Origin of the sequence: Aestuariibacter sp. A3R04 (genome assembly GCF_018860805.1) — a bacterium.
Classification (GTDB): domain Bacteria; phylum Pseudomonadota; class Gammaproteobacteria; order Enterobacterales; family Alteromonadaceae; genus Alteromonas.
The window spans coordinates 241,639-262,383 of sequence record NZ_JAHKQR010000002.1; the positions used below are offsets into that span (position 1 = coordinate 241,639).

At 47.2% G+C, this 20,745-nt stretch carries 16 protein-coding genes; 5 read left to right on the plus strand and 11 right to left on the minus strand.

The genetic code is table 11. The features are described from left to right. Nucleotides 1-7: 7 nt before the first annotated feature. The 3 genes from KO518_RS04335 to KO518_RS04345 form a co-directional block, all read right to left on the minus strand. Nucleotides 8-1,096, minus strand: coding sequence for an efflux RND transporter periplasmic adaptor subunit (locus KO518_RS04335; RefSeq protein WP_216024609.1), 1,089 nt, complete (start codon nucleotides 1,094-1,096; stop codon nucleotides 8-10). Between the two features lie 190 nt (nucleotides 1,097-1,286). Further along, entirely contained in the window at nucleotides 1,287-1,586 is a 300-nt protein-coding gene (locus tag KO518_RS04340; protein ID WP_216024610.1) for a hypothetical protein, read from the minus strand. Nucleotides 1,587-1,868: 282 nt separating this feature from the next. Further along, entirely contained in the window at nucleotides 1,869-6,383 is a 4,515-nt protein-coding gene (locus KO518_RS04345; protein ID WP_216024611.1) for an ExeM/NucH family extracellular endonuclease, read from the minus strand. A 280-nt stretch (nucleotides 6,384-6,663) separates the two neighbouring features. Between KO518_RS04345 and KO518_RS04350 the strand changes: the two genes are divergently transcribed. Further along, nucleotides 6,664-7,275 carry a TetR/AcrR family transcriptional regulator gene (locus KO518_RS04350; protein ID WP_216024612.1) on the plus strand — a complete coding sequence of 204 codons (612 nt, stop codon included), beginning with the start codon at nucleotides 6,664-6,666 and terminating at the stop codon, nucleotides 7,273-7,275. A gap of 147 nt (nucleotides 7,276-7,422) precedes the next feature. Here KO518_RS04350 and KO518_RS04355 read toward each other — a convergent pair whose 3' ends face one another. Both KO518_RS04355 and KO518_RS04360 read right to left on the minus strand, forming a co-directional pair. Further along, nucleotides 7,423-7,962 (minus strand): DUF3016 domain-containing protein, encoded by a 540-nt coding sequence (locus tag KO518_RS04355; RefSeq protein WP_216024613.1) that lies wholly within the window; start codon nucleotides 7,960-7,962, stop codon nucleotides 7,423-7,425. Nucleotides 7,963-8,119: 157 nt separating this feature from the next. Beyond that, nucleotides 8,120-8,485, minus strand: a complete 366-nt coding sequence (locus KO518_RS04360; protein ID WP_216024614.1) for a hypothetical protein — start codon at nucleotides 8,483-8,485, stop codon at nucleotides 8,120-8,122. A gap of 240 nt (nucleotides 8,486-8,725) precedes the next feature. On the opposite strand from KO518_RS04360, the gene ccoG reads away from it, so the two are divergent. The 4 genes from ccoG to KO518_RS04380 all read left to right on the plus strand — a co-directional run bounded on the left by ccoG (nucleotide 8,726) and on the right by KO518_RS04380 (nucleotide 14,092). Continuing rightward, nucleotides 8,726-10,159: a cytochrome c oxidase accessory protein CcoG gene (ccoG, locus tag KO518_RS04365; RefSeq protein WP_216024615.1), complete on the plus strand. Its 1,434-nt coding sequence runs from the start codon at nucleotides 8,726-8,728 to the stop codon at nucleotides 10,157-10,159. Then, a complete protein-coding gene (locus tag KO518_RS04370) occupies nucleotides 10,131-11,138 on the plus strand; it encodes a serine/threonine protein kinase (protein ID WP_216024616.1) in 1,008 nt (335 codons plus the stop codon). The genes ccoG and KO518_RS04370 overlap by 29 nt, the downstream gene beginning before the upstream one ends. A 92-nt stretch (nucleotides 11,139-11,230) precedes the next feature. After that, complete coding sequence (locus tag KO518_RS04375; protein WP_216024617.1) at nucleotides 11,231-11,854, plus strand: thiol:disulfide interchange protein DsbA/DsbL; 624 nt, start codon at nucleotides 11,231-11,233, stop codon at nucleotides 11,852-11,854. A 273-nt stretch (nucleotides 11,855-12,127) separates the two neighbouring features. Further along, on the plus strand, nucleotides 12,128-14,092 hold the full coding sequence (locus tag KO518_RS04380; protein WP_216024618.1) for a S9 family peptidase: 1,965 nt from the start codon (nucleotides 12,128-12,130) through the stop codon (nucleotides 14,090-14,092). A gap of 92 nt (nucleotides 14,093-14,184) precedes the next feature. Here the strand turns inward: KO518_RS04380 and KO518_RS04385 are convergent, their stop codons facing one another. The 6 genes from KO518_RS04385 to KO518_RS04410 all read right to left on the minus strand — a co-directional run bounded on the left by KO518_RS04385 (nucleotide 14,185) and on the right by KO518_RS04410 (nucleotide 20,708). After that, nucleotides 14,185-15,387, minus strand: coding sequence for an alginate export family protein (locus tag KO518_RS04385; RefSeq protein ID WP_216024619.1), 1,203 nt, complete (start codon nucleotides 15,385-15,387; stop codon nucleotides 14,185-14,187). Nucleotides 15,388-15,476: 89 nt separating this feature from the next. Continuing rightward, on the minus strand, nucleotides 15,477-16,334 hold the full coding sequence (locus KO518_RS04390) for an ABC transporter ATP-binding protein (protein ID WP_216024620.1): 858 nt from the start codon (nucleotides 16,332-16,334) through the stop codon (nucleotides 15,477-15,479). Nucleotides 16,335-16,352: 18 nt separating this feature from the next. Continuing rightward, nucleotides 16,353-17,276, minus strand: coding sequence for an ABC transporter permease (locus tag KO518_RS04395; RefSeq protein WP_371742245.1), 924 nt, complete (start codon nucleotides 17,274-17,276; stop codon nucleotides 16,353-16,355). A 91-nt stretch (nucleotides 17,277-17,367) separates the two neighbouring features. Next, nucleotides 17,368-18,732 carry a CmpA/NrtA family ABC transporter substrate-binding protein gene (locus tag KO518_RS04400; protein ID WP_371742247.1) on the minus strand — a complete coding sequence of 455 codons (1,365 nt, stop codon included), beginning with the start codon at nucleotides 18,730-18,732 and terminating at the stop codon, nucleotides 17,368-17,370. A gap of 427 nt (nucleotides 18,733-19,159) precedes the next feature. Next, nucleotides 19,160-20,332, minus strand: coding sequence for a M56 family metallopeptidase (locus KO518_RS04405; protein ID WP_216024623.1), 1,173 nt, complete (start codon nucleotides 20,330-20,332; stop codon nucleotides 19,160-19,162). Next, nucleotides 20,325-20,708, minus strand: coding sequence for a BlaI/MecI/CopY family transcriptional regulator (locus tag KO518_RS04410; protein WP_216024624.1), 384 nt, complete (start codon nucleotides 20,706-20,708; stop codon nucleotides 20,325-20,327). Before KO518_RS04410 ends, KO518_RS04405 begins: the two co-directional genes overlap by 8 nt. Nucleotides 20,709-20,745 lie beyond the last annotated feature (37 nt).

Consider the following 20,745-nt stretch of genomic DNA (forward strand, 5'->3'; position numbering starts at 1 on the left):
GCGCTCCTTATTCCGCCTGCAGTGCTAATTCGGCTAGCGTAGCGTCTGAGGAGATAAGGTTGGGTACTATCTTATCGCCATTGCTAACGCGTCTTAGCCCTTCCAAGAGAATGGTGTCATCTTCTTTTAGTCCGTCTGAAACCAAAAAAACATGGGGCAATTCAGCGGCTACCACTATGTGGCGGGTGGCGAGCTTATTATCACTATCTATGACATAGACATAGTTTTGATCTAAAACCTGAAATGTCGCTTTTTGAGGAATAACAAGAGCATCGGAATAGTTGACATCCATCAGGATATTGCCGGTTTGCCCGTGCCTTAAGAGTTGATCTGGGTTGGGGAATGACGCGCGTATTTCGATGGTTCCCGTATGATTGTCAAAATCGGCTTCGATGGTATCAATGACCCCCTTGTAAGGGTAAATGGTGCCATTCGCGAGCTTCAATCCAACCTCAGTGCCCTTCTTTGCTTTACCACTTTGAACGTAATTTAGATACTCAGATTCTGGTACGTTGAAGTAAACCCACATCTGACTCAAATCAGACATAGTGGTAAGTAGTTCTCCTTCGTCCAGCAAGCTACCGGTTCTTACTTCAAGGCGATCCATTTTACCGGTAAAAGGCGCTCTAATATCAGTAAAAGCCAAATGGGTTTTAGCCAGTTCCACTTCGGCTTGGGCTTTTTGATACTCAGCTTCTACAACCGCCAGTTCATTCGGCGAAACAATGTTTTGCTCCATCAAAGACCTGGTATTTCGATATTCCATCTGAACGGCTTTGGCTTCAGCTTGTGCTCTTTTGAGCTCAGCCTCGTAGATGGTAGGCACTATTTTAAACATAGGCTGCCCTTTTTCTACCGTCTGACCTTCATCCACAAAGGTGGATTTCAGATAACCTCTCTCCATCGCTCTTAGTTCGATGTGCTGAATCGCATGAATTTGACTAACATACTCTTTGACAAGAACCATATCCTGTCGAATAGGGTGAGAAACGTTAAATGCCAGTGAACCTGTTTTATGCACTTCATTTTCTGAATGACTACATCCGCTCAACACTGCGGTAAGAATACTTGCTGCTAAAAGAGTTTTTTTGCTCATATTTTTAGATCGTTCTAATACGTGCCGCCATATCTCAGGCAGCAGTTTGAGTGCCGTGTTACATGCCGGAAAGTAACGACTGTAACGCATGCACAAAAATAACCAGCTCATTTGCGAACTGACGGTTAATTGAGTAAGAATGTGACACAAAGAGAGCCTTTTATTGTTACCTGAAGGCCACAATAAAAGACTAGTCGATAGGCGGAGCTCTGGAATGCGGAGTGATATAGCGCTTTAATGGCCTGGCGCTTACATAAGACAGTGCTGCTACACACGGGTAAATTACAAAAGATAAATTGTCGAACCCGCTAAAACAGAGGGGAAACAAGTCGTCTTGTGCACTGTCTTCCCCCCCTGATTCAATGGAATATGAAGAAACAGAGGCATCTAACTGATGTTCAAAAGAAATGGGCTCAATGTCTTGTTTACAATTGAGCAAACATGTAAACAAGAGCAGCGCTAAGACACAGCTAACGCGAAGCGTATTCATACTGGGATTGTTCACCGATCTAAGGTTGATGGGAAGCCAAACTCATACTAAGCGATTACAGTGACAGGGATGCTACACAGTCCTATTTTCTTTGACAACAAGGTTTATTTTGAAAACGGCTACTTAGACAAAATGTGCGTTAAAAAGCTATGAAAAAGGTCTGTTGAGTTAATCATGTACGCCGACCCCTCACAAAAAAATATAAAAAACCCCTCGTAAAGAGGGGCTTGTATGTAGGGTCTGCCCCGTAAACACGGGGCTTTTGATTTTTATGTCATACGGTTAGTGGAATAACGCCGACTTGCCTGTTTGCAACCCATTATTGCCTTGACCATCAACTTCTGTTGCACAGCGGCTGCGTGTACACATTTTACGCATAGTGGCAATATCACGAGTGTTCACTTGGCCATCACTGTTTAAGTCAAATGCCATATCAATAGACTCACGGGCAAAAATAGCCAGCATAAATGCGCGTACATCGTCTAAGTCGATGTCATTGTCGCCATCCCAGTCACCTACAACTCCTTGGCCTGCTGCTTCCAGCGCATAAGTGGCAATAACTGGATCGTGATCTGAGGCTCTAAATACCAACTCATTGAGGAAAGACGAATCTTTGTATTCCTCGTTATAGTCAAATATTTCAGGTTCATCGCTGTTAATATGCCATTCTGTCACATCTACCAGCCATGACATGGCCTGCTCGTTGGCGAACTGATAATCCAATGTGCCAACAAGGCCGTCGAAAGTGTAGCTATACGCACCTTCACCATGGATGTTCGCTACGATGTCTGCAAAACCTTCGCTAACCAACACCTGCACCGGATCTTCCTTCGCATACGCATTGTAGTCACCCAGCATGATTACGGCGGTATCACCGTAAGTCTGCTTCAGCCAGGCAGCCACAGCCGTTGCGGCTCGAGTGCGTTTGCGGTTACATGCGCCCTGTTCCAAATCACCATTCTCGGCACAGGAGCTACTGCTATTTTTCGACTTCAGATGATTCACATCCACCGCAAATTGCTCACCGGTTTCCTGGTGTACAAACAACTGTGACAACGAAGGTCTGTTTCCGTAATCGACAAACAATGGGCCTTCTTCGTCAACGATACTGTTAGCTTCCATCAGGATATCCGGTGAACCATCCGGTGTAACCACCGCTGGCTTATAGATAATTCCCGATGTAATTGCATCGGTACCCAGTTGATCTCCACCGGCATTCACGTAAGCGTATGTACCCGCGCCAGCATCCGCATTAAGTGCATCCACTAACTGCGCCACTGTACTCTTCGGCCCAAAACCGTCGTTTTCCAATTCCAGCAATCCAACCACATCGGCATCAATGGCCAACAATGCGTTGACTACTTTTGCCAGTTGACGCTGATATTCACTGTAGTTACTAGCGCCACGGGCCGTGGGGAAGCCCCCTTGCTCACCGTCGCCGTTAAACAGATTTAACACGTTGAAGCTGGCAATTTTGAGGTTGCCTTCAGCCAGCACTGGTGCATCTTCACGATAGTTTACTGACAGTAACGCGGGTGCTTCGATTGGACGGATGCGATAAGCAGAATAACCGTAATCCATCACGCCAGTTACCGATGTGATCATGTCACCAGAGCGCACTGTGTTGTAAGGGCTGAATCCACCTGCTGGCAGCATCCAAGACGAGGCAAATCCATCTGCATTGTCATCTATAATCAACTTATTCAGCGCGTTACTTGCAGCTAAATTGGCGGCTTCCTGTGAACCCGGTGCAAAAACTTGCGTAGGTGTGTACAAACGCTCTGTCGACACCCAGATTTCACCGAAATCGCTGTACGGATAGATATTGCTTATCACCCAGTTTTCGCTGCTGGTTACCAACATGCCTTCAACGTGCTCAAAGCCCTCTTCATCGGTCATTGGCAACGCAATTGCAACGGCTGCAACCATATCAGAACCACAAATGCTTGCTTCTGAAGTGGCGGTAATCATTGTACGTCCGTAGTTCTCACTCACCGTTCCCGCCAGGCGTACAACGTCACCAACGGCTACTGTATCAAGTAAGTCCGGAGCCTCTACAAACACACCTTCAGAGGTCATGGCATCGCCATCTTCGTCGACAGATTCTTCCTGCAACCAAAAGCCATCAAGCGCAGGCGCAGTATGGGTGACAATCGCTTCGACAATGACACTCTGACCAACCATAGGTGACGCACCACCTGATCCCTGCACAGCACTAATATAAGTGGCGGCATCTGCACACATACCCAGCTCATCGCCACTGCCATTATCATTTGAGCCGTAGTTGCCGATAAAGGTGAACGTGTCCTGGTCGTAAGCATCCCATTCAACGCTTGGATCAAAGACGTCATACGCATCTTCATCACCAGCAGTCACAGCAGACTTGCGAACCAACGTGCGATTTTGCGTACGCACATCGCCACCTGACCAGTACGAACCCGGATCCACACCAATCTGGCCAATGCTGTCCACAATGGTGCCATCATTGCGCAGGACAATTGCGTCATCACCATTGAACGCCAAAGAGCCAGTGCTAATATCAGCCTGATCTTTAAGCGATGCTTCCGCCGAACTATGTGTAACAACAAAAACGTCACCCGGCGCTAACAGGCCAGACAGCGAAATTGTCTGTCCTGCTGAACTGCTTCCATTGAAGTAAATCTGAACGTCATAGAGGGAGAGATCTACGTCGCTCACACCCAGGTTGACAATTTCCACAGCCTTGTTGTTGCCGCCGCCTTCAATGTATTCCGAGAAGAACAATTCCGTTGCAGGCAGCACATAGGTACCCAGTGGTACAGGTGTCGCTGCCGTAGCATTGTCTGACTCATTGTCTAAAGCATTCGGGCCGGCTACCTGCCAGTTGTTAATATCAAATACAGCCGATGGACCGCCACTTACGCGGTATGCCCAGCTATCCAGATATTCCCAGTCTTCGCCTGAGCCGTCAGTGTTGACATCACCGTACAGGTCGACAACATTGCCATCACAGAAGACTTCAATGGCGTCGTCACCGTTGATGGATACAGCGTTAGAGGTATAATCAGGTGCAAAACCAAAGAACTCGGTGAAACCCGTCGTATCAGTGGCAATATAAATGAACTCGCCGGCTAAAGCGGAATCATCAGGGAAAGTAAACTCTTCACCGTCAGTACCGCCACCATTGTTGGCACCGCCCACACCACATACGCTCAAATCGTCAATGTTTTGGGTTACCAATAACTCTACACCTTTTGGAACACCACCAGGCAGAGGGCCGTCAAATACTGCCGTTAGCATTATGGGAGCTGAGCCCGTAGGGTTTGGGTTTGGTTCTGGATCAGGATCGGGTTCTGGATCCGGGTCTGGGTCTGGATCCGGATTGGTATTACCGCTATCACAATTTTCAGCCGTGTAAAACAAGCTAACCCATTCAGGGTGATCGACAAACGGGTTGCGGTTGCCCTGATACTCATAAATACGGTCTTGACGATTGCTCTCCAGTTCATCCACCGGATCGGCGTCATTCCATGCCAACAGCGTGCACAACATCCCAAGTTGAGGATCGCCGCTGTTTGTCAGTGTATTTACGAGCACCAAGTCAGGCGTGCTATCACTGCCACTGCCTTCATAACGCATGTCCATATAGAACATCATGCGCGCGACGTCACCTTTAACGGCATCACGAGGCTCAAATGAGTCACTATCAACGCGGTTTTCAGGTGCTTCGGACAACGGACTATCGCTGTTGTCGAAATCGAGATTACCCCGTGCGCTATTCACTGTGATATCAGAAGGTCGAAGGTGCTGAATATCTGTGTATGCTTCAAGGCTGGAGCTACTAAATCCGTGGCTTTTAGGCCAACTATGCTCACGATTCCAGTAGTCAGGTTTGCTCGAATTCGAACCTGAACCATTGTTGGCTTTTGGAATAGATTTGCCCGAATAAATCAGCAGAATGTTATTCCCGTTTGCAGGGTCTTCATCGGTTTCAGTTAGCGCTGACCAAACCTCAGAATAAGTAAGTACCCGTTGGCCGGAAATGGTTTCACTCAATACTTGTCTGATAACAGAGGTACTGGCGCCCGCATCAATTTCAGTTTTTACCGCCGCATAGTACGCAGCCGGGTCGAAGACACTGGCATCGGCAATTTTACTCAGGTTCGGGCAATTGGTGCATACATCACTGAAATCACCATCTTCTCCTGCATCTCCACCCGTGTCACCACCACCGGTATCACCGCCGCCGCTATCCGAACCACCAGTGCCGTTATGTGTGCCAAGGCCGGAAAAATCGTCCTGAGGCAGACCTTCCCATTCTGATGTGTCGTAAGGATCACTAGGATTCGTGTCTCCAGAAGTAACGCTGCTTTTTCTTACCAAGGTATCGTTCGCAGTAGTGACACCGTCACTTCCCCATGATGATCCAGGATCAAATCCCACCTGCCCAATGCTGTCAACCACCGCGCCGCCAGATGCAGACAGCACAATTGCGTCATCACCATTAAAGAAGCTTTGTGAGGACGTAACATCAGCCTTTGACAACAAATCAGCACTGCCATTGTCATCCGCGATTACCAGCGTTTCTCCAGACGCCAGTGAACCACTTAAACTGATATTCGTTCCTGCAGAGGTTCCCCCGTTGAAATAAATGGATAGGGTATAACCTGCCAGTTGTACAGTTTGTTCTGTCGGGTTATAGATTTCTATTGCTTTGTTATTACTACTTCCTTCTACGTATTCAGAGATGAGCAGCTCACTGCCTAAAACAGGCGCTGACATACCTAACACGAGAGGGAGCAGGATTGGTGCTTTCATTATTCATGCTCCAGCTTGTAATTAGAAACTATCCCAAAGTGCAGTTGAAGAGTATAAAGAATTTACTACAGAGAAATGACAACTTTTTGACCGACATCGTCAGTTTTTTGACCAATTGGTCAGTAACCCTTTGGTATCCTTGGTAAATCACAAAAAAACTCAATGCGATTTGTGGACAAATAGTGTCGCTTGGAACAGGTAACAGTATTGCGTTGACTGGTTTACACCCCTAGTACGGCGAGTATACTGCTCGGTATACTTTAGCTTGGGGTGTATAGGTATGCCGAAACAAACTAAACGAGAACAGCTTATTGAAACGGCACAAAGGCTCTTCTACCAGGAAGGAATTAAAGGAACGGGTATTGACCGGATTATTGATGAAGCCGGCGTCGCCAAGCGAACCTTATATAACCATTTTAAATCTAAGGATGAGCTAATTGTTGCCACACTTGAGCACCGTGACGCCGAGTTTATGGCTATGTTGAAAAGACTGGTTGAGAAATATGAAACACAACAGGTAGGTAACAGCCCCTTTAACCGGATATTAGCTTTCTTTGATGCCATAGAGGAATGGACCCACGCTTCCCACTTTTCCGGATGTATGTTCATTAACGCTTCTGCGGAATACCCCGATAAGGACGACCCAGTTCACGTAATCTGCAAAGCCCACAAGAAACTGGTAACGCATTATATAGAAGAACTCCTGTCTCCGCTTGATATAGAGGAATCGAAAGCCCTGTCAGTAGAGTTAGCGTTATTAGCGGATGGTGCGATTGTCAATGCGCATACCGCAGATATACCCGACGCGGCTTCGATTGCAAAAAAAATGGCAAAAAGGCTACTCGAAATGGCCCAAAATAACTCCTCCCCTGCGTCGACAGCTAAGCCGTAGAGGGGCTCGTTTCTATACCCAAATAACGCTGCCAGACCACAAAAAAAAACACTATTTAATAACGCTGTAACGCATACGAGCACAAAGGAAACCGGTACGCATACCCGACTTTCGGGCAATGTCCTTTCACGGTCACCTAGGCGTGCTCTACTCCACCTTGTTTTTTACGATGACATCAGCCATCTCTTCTCTGAACCAGTCTCGCAGCATAACCTTTTCATAATCTAAGAAGTCATTTTGCGCAATGCGACGAGGATTATCGATGAACCCCATGTCCTTTAATTTGACTTCCGCACTCTTACGCGCTTTTCCGCTGGCATCCGTAAGGGTGTAACTAAACGTCATCCGGGGAATGTCTACCCTTTTAATAATGCGCACATCAGCGCCCGTGGCATTGCCAAAAACAAAGCTACTTGGCCACACCTGCCCGGCCAAATCCAGGTTAGTGACGTTAATGGTTAATTTTTCATCTGCGGGCAATTTTTCAGCTAGTTTCCCAAGATAAGCTTCCAACGCCTTAAAGGTTCGCTCCTTGAATTTCACTCTGCTTTCATTCGATGGGCGAACATCCGTGTATTTCTCCGGGTTTTCCCAGGTAACTTCCACTGAAGCAGCACCTGCAAACCCAGGGAAAACCAGTCCCCCTAACAACACACTCGATGCCAACATACTCAGCTGAATCTTCATATCGTCCATCCTCCCACTGTAATCATGTACCTGTAAATCAGTACGTATAACGGTTGGAACAGCGAAGGGCTAAAATGTTCCCCCGTATGCCAAACAGATTACCGGGGCAAAAGTGAATATAAACTGAACAGTTCCGGAACCTAAGGCCAGGCCCTGCCTAGCCTTTCAAAGTCAGAATTCTCGTACTCTCAATGGTGTGGCAGAATTGGGCGAGTTCAATGCCTTTCAGAAAGGGGTTGATAGCGGCTTTTCCACAGTAGGTGGAGTGAAACTCTTTTAATTCGCTGCCGTTGTGGAGTAAACCCGTCACGTAATCTTGTTGATAGGGGCGCAGTGAAGAGAGTTGAGGCGCAGCTAGCTCCTGTAAATTCTGAAGCTCATTTCTCTCCTGCCAGGTCGCCAAATACTGAAACCAACCAGAGACTTCACGCTGAGCATCTTCAATCACGTACTGCACAAATGGCAAACGAAACAAAACTATCAGTACTGCAATCTCTAATAAAACCACTATACTGCGCCGCATGGTCGAACTTTTCCTTTTCTGTTATTCAAAACCATAAATGTGTCTAGCATACACGTTCTATTTTAGGAGCATGAATGTATAAAATATCAATGAAAAAGGGTAGTTCACATTTCATACTTATTTATGAAGATCTATAATGCTCTGCAGGTTAGCTTGCAAATTATTGATCTGCGTTAAGGGTAAGTGGTCTTTTGCCCGTATAATGGTTTTCAGTATCACCTGTTGTCATAAGGTTTATCCATGAGCGAACACATCGAGGTCAAAGACGTCACACCGGTTAAGGTTCACAAACCCGCTGGCGGTATGCCTAAAAAGCGTCAATCTTCCCGGGATCAAATTTATGTGCGCGCAGTAAAAGGCCCTATCGAGTCTTTCCGCCGTTTCTTCGGTTTTATTTTTCTTGCCCTTTTTGCTGTGATTCCCTGGATTCAATACGACGGCCACCAAGCCATACTATTGGACTTTGTCGATCAGCGGTTCACCATTTTTGCAATGACATTGTGGCCTCAGGATCTCACACTTCTTGCGTACATCTTTATCGTTGGTGCTTTCGCATTGTTTTTTGTCACTACCTTTGCAGGCAGGGTCTGGTGCGGGTTTCTGTGTCCCCAAACCACATGGGTATATATGTACATTTGGTGCGAGGAAAAAATAGAAGGGCCGAGAAATAAACGCATCAAGCTTGACGAACGCGATATGGATTTCGACAAACTTTGGCGCAAAACGGCTAAGCACTTAGCCTGGTTAGCCATCGCGCTGTTGACCGCACTGACCTTTGTTGGTTATTTCACCCCTATCGGCCCTCTATTTACAGATTTCTTTACGTTCAATGCGGGGTTCTGGGCGGTATTTTCAATTCTGTTTTTCACGTTCTGTACATATGGGAACGCGGGTTGGATGCGGGAGATCATGTGTACACACATGTGTCCGTATGCCCGTTTTCAGTCTGCCATGTTCGACAAAGACACCTTTACTGTGTCTTATGATTTCAATCGCGGCGAGACTCGCGGCCCACGCCCTCGTAAGCTCAAACATGAAGATTTGGCAGCAAAAAATCTCGGGGATTGCATAGACTGCAATCTGTGTGTACAGGTGTGCCCCACCGGCATCGATATTCGCAATGGCCTGCAATACGAATGTATTAACTGCGGCGCTTGCGTGGATGCTTGTAACGGCGTGATGGAAAAAATGAACTATCCCAAAGGCCTGATTAGTTTCACGTCTGAGGAACGGCTCTCAGGTGGCACAACACATATTGTCAGACCCAAGCTCATTGGCTACCTCGTCGTGCTCCTTGTGATGATCGGCCTGCTCGTTGCCGACATCGTCACCCGGGTTCCGCTGGAAGTAGATCTCATCCGCGATCGCAATTCACTGTATCGAGAAAATGGCAGGGGCAATGTTGAGAATGTATATACCCTTAAAATTCTCAACAAGTCCCAGGATACACATACTTATACAATTGCCGTGGAAGGACTGGACAGTTACAACATTCTCGGTGAAACAATAGTGACTGTGGGTGGCGGAGAAGTCTTCAGTATGCCACTATCACTGGAAACCTCACCCAAGAACCTCAGCGAGGCGGTTACGGAGATTTCATTCCACGTGACCACCACCGACGCAGAGGGCAATGTTGTGGAAGTTAATGAACCAACTAAATTCCTCTATAAATAGCACCAAGCAAACAGATTTTGCTTTTGCAGGCTTAAGCCCTGATACCGTTCTGGATGCCCTTGAAACCTGCCGGATTTACCCTGAATCCGGCTTGCTGGCATTAAACAGCTACGAAAACCGGGTTTACCAGTTCAAAGCGCATGACGGTCGCCGGTTAGTGGTTAAATTCTATCGTCCTGGCCGTTGGAGTAATGAACAGATCCAGGAAGAGCACGATTTTGCCAAAGAACTGGCAGATGCAGATATTCCCATGGTCGCCCCACTCACACTGGACGGACGCACGCTCCATCACGCCTGTGGGTTTCGCTTCGCAGTGTTTGCCTCAGTGGGTGGCCGGCAATTTGAAGTAGATAACCTCGACCAACTGGAGTGGATGGGCCGATTTATTGGGCGTATTCACCGCGTGGCACAGGCGTGTCCGTTTCAACACCGTCCAGCGTTAACGCCATCTGCATTCCTAGACAAGCCCCGAGAAATCCTTGTAAATAGCAGTCTTTTACCCAGCCATTTACAAACAGCCTTTTTTGCTATTCTCGACCCTCTTATCAAAGAAACCCGCCAGCGCTACACCCAGCCCGCTCATATACGTTTGCACGGCGACTGCCACCCAGGCAATATTTTGTGGCGTGACGGCCCCATGTTCGTAGATTTAGATGACTGTCGGATGGGCCCGGCCATTCAGGATTTGTGGATGATGTTGTGTGGCGACCGACAGCAGCAGTTGTTACAACTGGATGTGCTGGTAGAAGCCTATGACGAATTTAACTCCTTCGATGCAAGCCAATTGCCTTTAATTGAGCCCTTACGCGCTATGCGTATGGTGCATTACATGGCATGGCTGTCCCAGCGCTGGGAAGACCCGGCCTTCCCCCGGGCATTTCCTTGGTTTGCTGAAGACAAATACTGGGAAGGGCAAATTCTGGCGCTCAAAGAACAACTTGCTGCGCTTCATGAACCACCACTCAAACTCGGTTATTAACCTGCCTTTTGCGCGTCTTGTCGCGTATGCTAGTCGCGGGCAAATCACTGTGGTAACCTTTTTTCAGTTGAATTATTACGGAAGTACGTACAATGAAAAAAATCGTTTTATTTCTATTGGCTGCGTTGCTAATCCCCTTGCAGGCGTGTGCTGATGACAGCAAGTGGAAAGAAGGCACTCACTATAAAGTGCTAAACCAACCGGAAACAAAGAAACCCGAAATCTACGAATTTGTTTCGTTCTGGTGTGGCCATTGCTATCGCTTCGAGCCTATCGTGGCAGATATCAAAAAGTCATTGCCTGAAGGTACTAAATTCACAAAAATTCATGTGAATTTTATGGGCGGTGCCTCTACCGATGTGCAAGATGAAGCCACTCGTGCGCTGATGATTGCCCGCGCGGTAAAAGAAGAAGACAAACTGGTTAACGCCATTTTTAAATACATTCACGAACAACGGGCCCCGATCGCCAGTTTGAATGACTTACGCAGCCTGTTTATTGTCAATGACGTCGACCCTGCAGAGTTTGACAAGCTCGCTACCAGCTTTGGTGTAAACAACATGGTTAAGAGAAACAATAAGCTTCTGGCTCAATATCGCAACGATGTGAATGCCACGCCGTCATTTATCGTAAACGGTCGCTATCAAACTACCTTTGTAAAAGGCATGACCGCAGACGATATAAAAGACTTAATCGTTTGGCTATCCAAACAGTAATTTGACCTTGTACTCATACAAACGCGCCTTCAGGCGCGTTTTTTGTTATCGGTGTTTACTCGGATATCGTTTGTTCCCCGTTTATTTTCAATTTCATACTGCTCGTCAACGGAATAATAGCGGTTCGCAAACTAGTGCGTTACAGTGTAGTGTACCCAATCAGCGTTTAACTCGAAAATGCAAAGGCCTGTTGACATGCGTTACCTGCTTCTCTCAATAGTCATTCTTATTTCAGCCTGTCAACCGCAAGAAACCCCTCAGGATAAAAATAATATGAGCACATTATCTACCCAACATATAAATTACGGCGGCTGGCCATCGCCCATCTCCGCACAATCCGTAGTTCAAGGAGCGAAGGGACTGTCAAATCTCGCTGTTGACAACGGCTATGTCTATTGGGTTGAGTCCCGCCCAGAGGAAAACGGTCGCAGTACCATCATGCGACAAAAAGAAGATCAGCCCGACAGTCCCCCGGAGGAAGTGTTACCTGTACCATGGAATGCGAGAACCCGGGTACACGAATACGGCGGTCGCTCTATGCTGGTGAACGATGGCGTAGTCTGGTTTACCCACTTTACAGATCAACGTATTTATCGCATGACTATCGGTGAGACGCCCGTCGCTATCACGCCCGAAGACAACATCCGCTTTGGCGCCTGTGAACTGGATGCGACTCGCCAACGACTTATTTGTATCCGCGAGGACCATCGGGTTTTGGGCGAACCACAAAACACACTTGTGGCCATTCCCACTTACGGCATGTCCGAAGGCGAAATACTGTTTGAAGGTAGTAGTTTTGTGTCTGCGGCCAGTGTATCACCAGATGGCAAACACATTGCTTTTATTGCCTGGGATCACCCCAATATGCCCTGGGATAACACCCACCTTTGGTCAGCGTCATTTGACGAAAATGGCAAGCTGAACAACCTGTTCGAACACAACCCGGGTGACAGTGAATCGGCGATTGATCCCCAATGGGACCACGATGGCAACTTATACGTATTGAGTGATAGAAACAACTGGTGGTCATTGTATAAGGTATCCGGTGAGGGCTTTACACCATTGAACCTACAACCTGAACAGTCTGAAATTGGGGGGCCCGCCTGGCAAATAGGTAAACACTATTATCGCATCCTAAATGACGGCTCAATTGTGGCACAAGTTGTACAAGGGGCTACTGGTCAGCTGTATCTGCTTACCCCAACAGATAACACCATGCATTCCTTAACACCTGAAAGTGCAGCTATCGAAGATTTCGTTCTATTTGATTTTGGTATTTACGTAATTCAAGATCCCAAAACTCGGCCAGCTGAACTCGTTGCTTTGCGCTGGGTAAATTCAAGCAGTCTCAGTTCTACCCTTTTCAGAACCGCAAGTAACGCATCATTAGCTCCTGCCTGGATACCCGAAGTTCGCGAAGTGAGCTTCCCGGTTGCGGACAACGAAAGCGCCTACGGACTCTTTTACCCTCCGACGAATCCCAATGTCAGTGCACCTGAAGGTTCATTGCCACCACTGATTGTAATGGTACATGGCGGACCAACCTCAAAAGCATCCCCCACGTATTCAGTGAGTAAATATTTCTGGACCAGCCGGGGTTTTGGTATTCTTGATCTCAATTACCGAGGAAGTACCGGATATGGCCGAGATTTTCGCCAATCCCTGTATGGGCAATGGGGTGTATCGGATGTAGAAGATGCCGTCGCTGGCGCACAGTGGCTGGCCGAACAAGGCCTGGCTGATAGCGACAAGTTGATTATCCGGGGCGGCAGTGCCGGCGGTTACACCACGCTTGCAGCACTGGCGTTCAGCGATGTGTTTAAAGCCGGAGCAAGCTATTACGGCATTAGCGACATCGAAGCGTTGGCCGGTGATACGCATAAGTTTGAATCCCGTTATTTGGATCAGGTTATCGGTCCATATCCTGAGCGCAAAGACTTGTATATCGACCGCTCCCCTATTCATCACCTTGATGGCTTCAACGCCCCACTTCTTTTACTACAGGGACTAGAAGATAAAGTCGTGCCTCCTAATCAATCAGAAATGATTTTCAACGCATTGAAAGACAAAGGGATCCCCACTGCTTATATCCCGTTTGAAGGGGAAGGCCATGGTTTCAGGAAGTCCGAAAACATCGTCACTGCACTGAATGCCGAACTCTACTTTTACCAACAGGTGCTGAGCTTGCCGGCGGCAGAACTCTTACCTGCCATTGAGATAATAGGAATGCGTCACTGAAAAATAGTGCATTCCTTCATTTCGAAAAAAAATACCAGTCAGCACCGCTGACTGGTAAAATTTCAAACCGCAAAAGCACGGTTGCTGGTAGCTTAGAACTTCGTGTTAACCCATACCCACAACTTATCGGTATCCACCTTAATATCTCCCGCAGAATAGCTGCCGTATTTCAGTCCAAGGGTAAAATGCTCAGCCACTTTGGTAACGTATTGAACGTTTATCTCGCTCCCCAAATCACTGATTTCCGCTGACGACTCATCCGCCTCAAAGTTGTGATATGCCAACAACCACTTACCGCCAGCGAGGGGGCCACTCAGAGAAAAAGTAAGATCTTCCAAACCTTGCGCAGGAGTAGCCAGGAATTGGTCGGTCCAACCGTTGAATTTATGCAGTGTTGCCAGCGGCGTTGAAAACCCGTACATACCGTCATCAGACCCCAGTACTTCGTAGGTCACTTTACCGGTTATACCCGACACTATTGCCCCCCCCTCCAGTTTTAAATAGTCGGCATCAAAACTGTTCGAACCGCTGTCAGACGTTTGTGTGGCAAATTCAGCACTGTACACTAACTTCATACTTTCTAGCGAAGAACTGCCGGTATAGCTAATACCATACGTATCTAATCCGTTGTCCGTGTCGTTATCGACTTCCAGTAAGTATGCATAGGCAGTAAACTTGCCAATATCCGATGTATATGAGGCATTAAGAAGGTGATCTTTACTGTCTAAATCAGCGGCCTCGGCAAAAATGCGATTGCGTTGACTGACATAACCGTAGAACAAAGACAAGTTGTCAGTAGCATACTTAGCTGTTACCCCGTCAAAGGTTTGCCAATCCTGTCTCCACCCTACGTGACCCACAAAACGGTGGCCATCGAGAGTAATAATTTGACGCCCCCCTTTTATAGTGAGGTTATCATTCTTGTATTGCACAAAACCCTGATGCAATTCAGTGGTTTCAGGGTCAGCGATGACCGAATACTCACCGGCTTTGTACCCCGCGGGCGGCACAGAGTAATCGCCCTGACCAAATGCTATTCTTACATCTTCCATTTCGGCGGTAACAGAGAACCCGTTATAGCTCCCAGTAGTTACACCTACCATGGTTCTCAACGTCAATGCATCGGCATTTGCCAGAGCATTGTCCTGATCAACCGATTCGTATCGCAAATTAAAATTCGCCGTCGCAGTGGTTTCTTTCATTGCGTCGTACCAGTCTGCGCCGGCAGCAGGAAATAGAATACCCGACAGCGCAACGGCCAGAACCGAGCGTGTATACATTGCTGATAGTTTCATTGTGCGTTCCTTTATATTTGAGACGAGAATAGCCCGCCCTTCACATCAAGAAGAGCTATCTCATTGTTTATTTTAAATTTACTAAAAAGTTATGCTGCGTCCGACTTGCTGTCGGGTTTGCCGGCGACGGAGGATTTAGTCGACTTTTTGCTCCCCACCGGCTCTATCTTTTTTTGTTTTTCATACAGGAAGGTTAGCACCTCATGCCGATAATGGTTGTATTCTGGGTTATCCGCCAATGCCAGTCGGTTACGCGGTCTGGGCAGTTTTATATCGAGGATCTCCCCCACCGTTGCAGCAGGCCCGTTTGTCATCATAACGATGCGGTCAGACAGTAAAACTGCCTCATCAACATCGTGGGTAATCATAATTACCGTATTCCCCAAATCCGCATGTATATCCATGAGTGAGTCTTGTAAATGCGCTCGGGTCAAAGCATCGAGTGCGCCAAATGGTTCGTCCATCAACAGTACTTTCGGCTCCATGGCCAGGGCTCTGGCAATACCAACACGCTGTTTCATACCGCCTGATATTTCAGAGGGTAATTTGTCAGTGGCATGGGTCATGTGCACAAGTTCGAGGTTATGCATCACCCAATCGCGAATTTCTTTTTTGCTTTTTCCACGCAGGGTTTGTTTTACCGCCAGCTCCACGTTTTTGTAAACACTTAACCAGGGCAACAGGGAGTGGTTTTGAAAAACCACCGCCCGCTCCGGGCCGGGCTCTTTCACTTCTGCGTTATCAAGGATAACGCCACCGGTAGTAGCCTGGTGCAAACCAGCCACAATATTTAATACCGTCGACTTACCACAACCAGAATGACCGATAAGAGATACAAACTCGCCCTTTTCAATTTTAAGGTTCACGTCACAAAGCGCGGTAAAGGGCCCCTTAGGTGTGGGGAAATCAATACCAACCTGCGTCAATTCAAGGTGTTTGGATGTCATGATTTTCTCTCCTGTTAATTAGCGCAGTACGCTGCTTTTGTCCCAGCTCACCAAGCGTTGCAGCATTAGCATCAACCTGTCCAATATGAAGCCAATGGCCCCTATGGTGAGTACCGCCACCATGATCCTGGCCAGTGACTCAGAGCTACCATTTTGAAATTCATCCCAGACAAATTTTCCAAGACCGGGGTTTTGTGCCAGCATTTCAGCGGCAATCAGTACCATCCAGCCAATGCCGAGGGAAAGACGTAAGCCAGTAAAAATCATCGGAATTGAAGCAGGTAAAACAATCTTAGTAAGATGTGTTAGCGGCTTTAAACGAAGTACCCGGCTAACGTTCACCAAATCTTTGTCAATATTGGAAACGCCAACGGCGGTATTGATCAGCGTAGGCCATAAACAACACAAGGACACCGTGAATGCAGAGGTGACAAATGATTTGGAAAACACCGGGTCGTCCGACACATAAAGGGCACTGACTACCATTGTTACCAAAGGCAGCCAGGCCAGGGGAGAAACAGGTTTAAACAGTTGTATAAGCGGGTTTATAGCAGTGTACGCTGACTTACTTAGCCCACACAGGATCCCCACGGGTACGGCAATCAATGAGGCAATAAGAAACCCCACCATAACCGTATACAAGCTAGTCCAAATTTGGTCGAAGAAAGTCGGCGCACCGGTAAACGGCCTGATTTTTGGCTGGTACTCCGGATCCTGAGCAACGCGTTTGGCGTTGCGCTCATCCTGGCGGACGTAAAATGCGTCAGCCTTCTCACGCTGAGCGTTGTGCTCATCGATAAGCGTTAGCGTTTGCGTCCACACCTGAGACGGCCCAGGGAATTGCCCCAACGACGTGTCGATATTTCTTGCCACACCATTCCAGACTGCCAAAAAGAGCAGCAATCCAATCACAGGTAGCAGTAACGCTTGGGTATTACTCATCAGTGTTTTTAGCGGGTTTCCCTCTTTGAGTTGCCCTATAGAGGTGACTAGCGACGCCGACTTACTCATGTTGTTCTCCTGATTCTTTGCATTAAAGGACAGTATCGCCCTTCAAACCAATGCTGAAACTTTCCAAATAGGCATTGGGTTGAGTACCGTCGTAAGTCACACCGTCAATGAATTCAGATTGCGGGGGTTTAAAGCCAGATTCAGTACTGAAATCGGGGAAGTCGACGGCATTAGCTTTGCCTTCCTCAATCAGCGCCTTCGCAGCAAGGGCGTAGATGTCAGGACGGTAGACTTTCTTCGCCATGTCTATGTACCAGCTGTCGGGTTTGTTCTCAGAAATTTGGCCCCAGCGGCGCATTTGCGTCAGATACCAGATAGCATCGCTGTAGTAAGGATAGGTGGCGTTGTAACGGAAGAATACGTTGAAGTCAGGCACGTCCCGTTTATCGCCTTTTTCATATTCAAAGGTTCCAGTCATTGAGTTGGCCAATACCGCTTCATCGGCCCCCACGTAAGTACTCTTCGCGAGTATTTTTACTGCTTCCGGGCGATTGGCATTGTTATTTTCATCCAACCACATGGCAGCACGGATCATGGCTTTAACCACGCGAATATGGGTATTCGGGTATTTTTCCGCCCATTCATTGCTCACACCGAATACTTTCTCCGGATTGTTTTTCCAGATTTCGTAATCGGTAATGACGGGCACACCAATGCCTTTAAAAACAGCCTGCTGATTCCATGGCTCACCAACGCAGTAGCCGTATATCGTGCCGGCTTCCATGGTCGCAGGCATTTGTGGCGGGGGTGTCACTGACAACTGCGCCTGGGCATCAATTAAACCTGAATTATCATCTTTGTGGGGGGCGTAGTAACCGGGATGGATTCCACCTGCCGCCAACCAGTAGCGCAATTCATAGTTGTGGGTAGATACCGGGAATACCATGCCCATTTTAAAAGGTTTGCCCTGAGCCCGATAACTATCCACTACTGGTTTGAGGTAATCCGCTTTAATAGGGTGAACCGGTTGTCCGTTTTCCATGGGAATATGCTTCTTCATCTCTTCCCATACGGTATTGGAAACCGTAATCCCGTTACCGTTTAAATCCATACTAAATGCGGTAACAATATGTGCTTCAGTACCAAACCCGATAGTAGCGCCCAAGGGTTGACCCGCCAGCATGTGCGCGCCGTCTAACTGCCCGTCAATAACGCGATCGAGCAGTACCTTCCAGTTTGCCTGCGCTTCTAACGTGACATACAGGCCTTCGTCCTCAAAAAAACCTTTTTCATACGCAATCGCCAGAGGCGCCATATCAGTGAGTTTAATAAATCCGAATTTAAGCTCTTCTTTTTCCGGCCAGCCAATGTCTGCTGCCGCCACACTGTGCGCGCTTAGCCCTGCTGCGGTGAAAGCAAGGGATAGCCCGCAAGCTAAGGCTTTCATTTTTTTCTTTAAACCTGTTAAGGGAGTTGACGCAATCATGTGTATTCCTCGTTGCCAAAAAAAAACCCACCAGGTTAATGTTTGACCATTAACCTGGTGGGCTTCGTTGCCTAGCACCTTCTCGGTGTGCGAATTAATTTTTTTTCATCACAACCCCATCACTTTTAAGCGTATTTTTGTTTTGTTGCGATGAAATGCAATACTGTGCGATAAATAGAAAGCATCAACAATGCCAACATTTAAAGCTATTAATTATCAATTATTTATAATTATTCAACAGTCGCAACTAACACTGAATGATTCATTGTTGTGCAAAAACAGGAAGTTGAATGCGCTGTCATGATGCATGCACTTTTACTAAGCACAAAGCAAGCGGCACATTAGTACAGCTTGCTTTACACTTATTAGCATTGTTGTTCTTACAGAATTATTTGGTTTCAGCAGGTTCTTTTTCAGGCCCCATCCGATAATCGAGTTGAACAAGCAAACCGGTTTGCCGCTGCGCTTTTCCGCCCTGAACACGGGGTTTATACTTCCACTGTGCTAACGCTTGTTTCGCACTGTCGTCAAACACTGCCAGCGGCTCCGATGACACCACCTCTATGTTTGCAGTGTTTCCCTGTTCAGTAATGTCAAATCGCAGCACAACAGCCCCTTCTACGTCATGAACAACTGCGGCAACAGGATAAACAGGGTCAACTCGTTGTACCGGATGTGCTTCATTCACCTCAGTTTTGGGCATACTATCTACAGGTAATTTAGCCAGTGCAGTATTGCCAATAAGCAGCGCTGCGGCCGTGATTGCAGCGCCAATCATTGGCTTGGTGGTGATTCGAAAGCTTTGCAGCCCGTTTAATCGTTTTATCATAATGGTTTTTCCTCCAAAGGATGGGTAGGGATTGCCCCTGAACGACGCGCGCTCTGCACATAACACTAATGCTTTTGCGTACGCCAGTTTCTCTTTCACAGTTGCGCGATGTAGCACGGATTCATCACATGCTCTTTCCTGTGACAACCGAAAAGCCCTTAATCCAAGCCACACCACCGGGTTAAACCAAAAGCAGGTCACTACAATAAGTGCCAAGCCATTCCACAAGTGATCGCGATGCTGTATGTGGGTGTTTTCGTGCTGTAATATAAGTGACTGCTGCTGCGCATTGAAAGAGGTGTGAAAATGCTTGGGCAAAAGCACTTTGGGCCGAATGACGCCATAAAGCATGGGTGAATCTACCTGATGGGTTAGATAGGTATTTTCTGCCACGGACACACTTTGTGATAACGACCGCTTAAACACCCATTGTTGATAGAGAAAGTATGCGATAAGCAAACTAACGCCACCAGAATACAAGTAGCTTAAAAAATAACTATCATCGGACACAATATCAGTCGAAATGCCTACGACATAACGACTGAGCTCATGACTATCTGATGCCGCTACCGGCAGCGGAATATTGTTGAAAATTAACAGCAATGGAACCAATACCCATAACCAGTAACTCAATCTGCCACTAATAAAGTCACTGCCTGTGTAGGTGATCAGCGCAACTACCATTACCGTCGCGCTCACAATAAACTGCTGCTGAATTAACCATTCAATCATTATTGTCTTCCCATTGCTGAATTAACGCCTTTAACGCCTCAACATCCTGTTTGGAGAGAGAGTGTTCATTAGCAAAACCCGCGACCATAGGCGCAACCTTGCCTTTAAAAAGGCGACTCACAAAACTAGCAGTTTCTTTTCGATTGTAGTCTTCACGGGCTATCACCGGGGAATACAGGTACTGCCGCTGTTGCTTCTCAAAACTCAATACGCCTTTTTTCAACAGACGACTAAGTAGCGTTTTCACAGTTTTCTCGTGCCAAGGCTTGCGACTATTCAAGCGCGCAATAATGTCGCCAGATGTTGCAGGATAACTTTCCCACAGTGCGTCGAGCACCTCGAATTCAGCATTAGAAATATCCGGAGTATCAGCCATAGATCCACCTTAAAGATTACACTTGTAGTCCAATTAA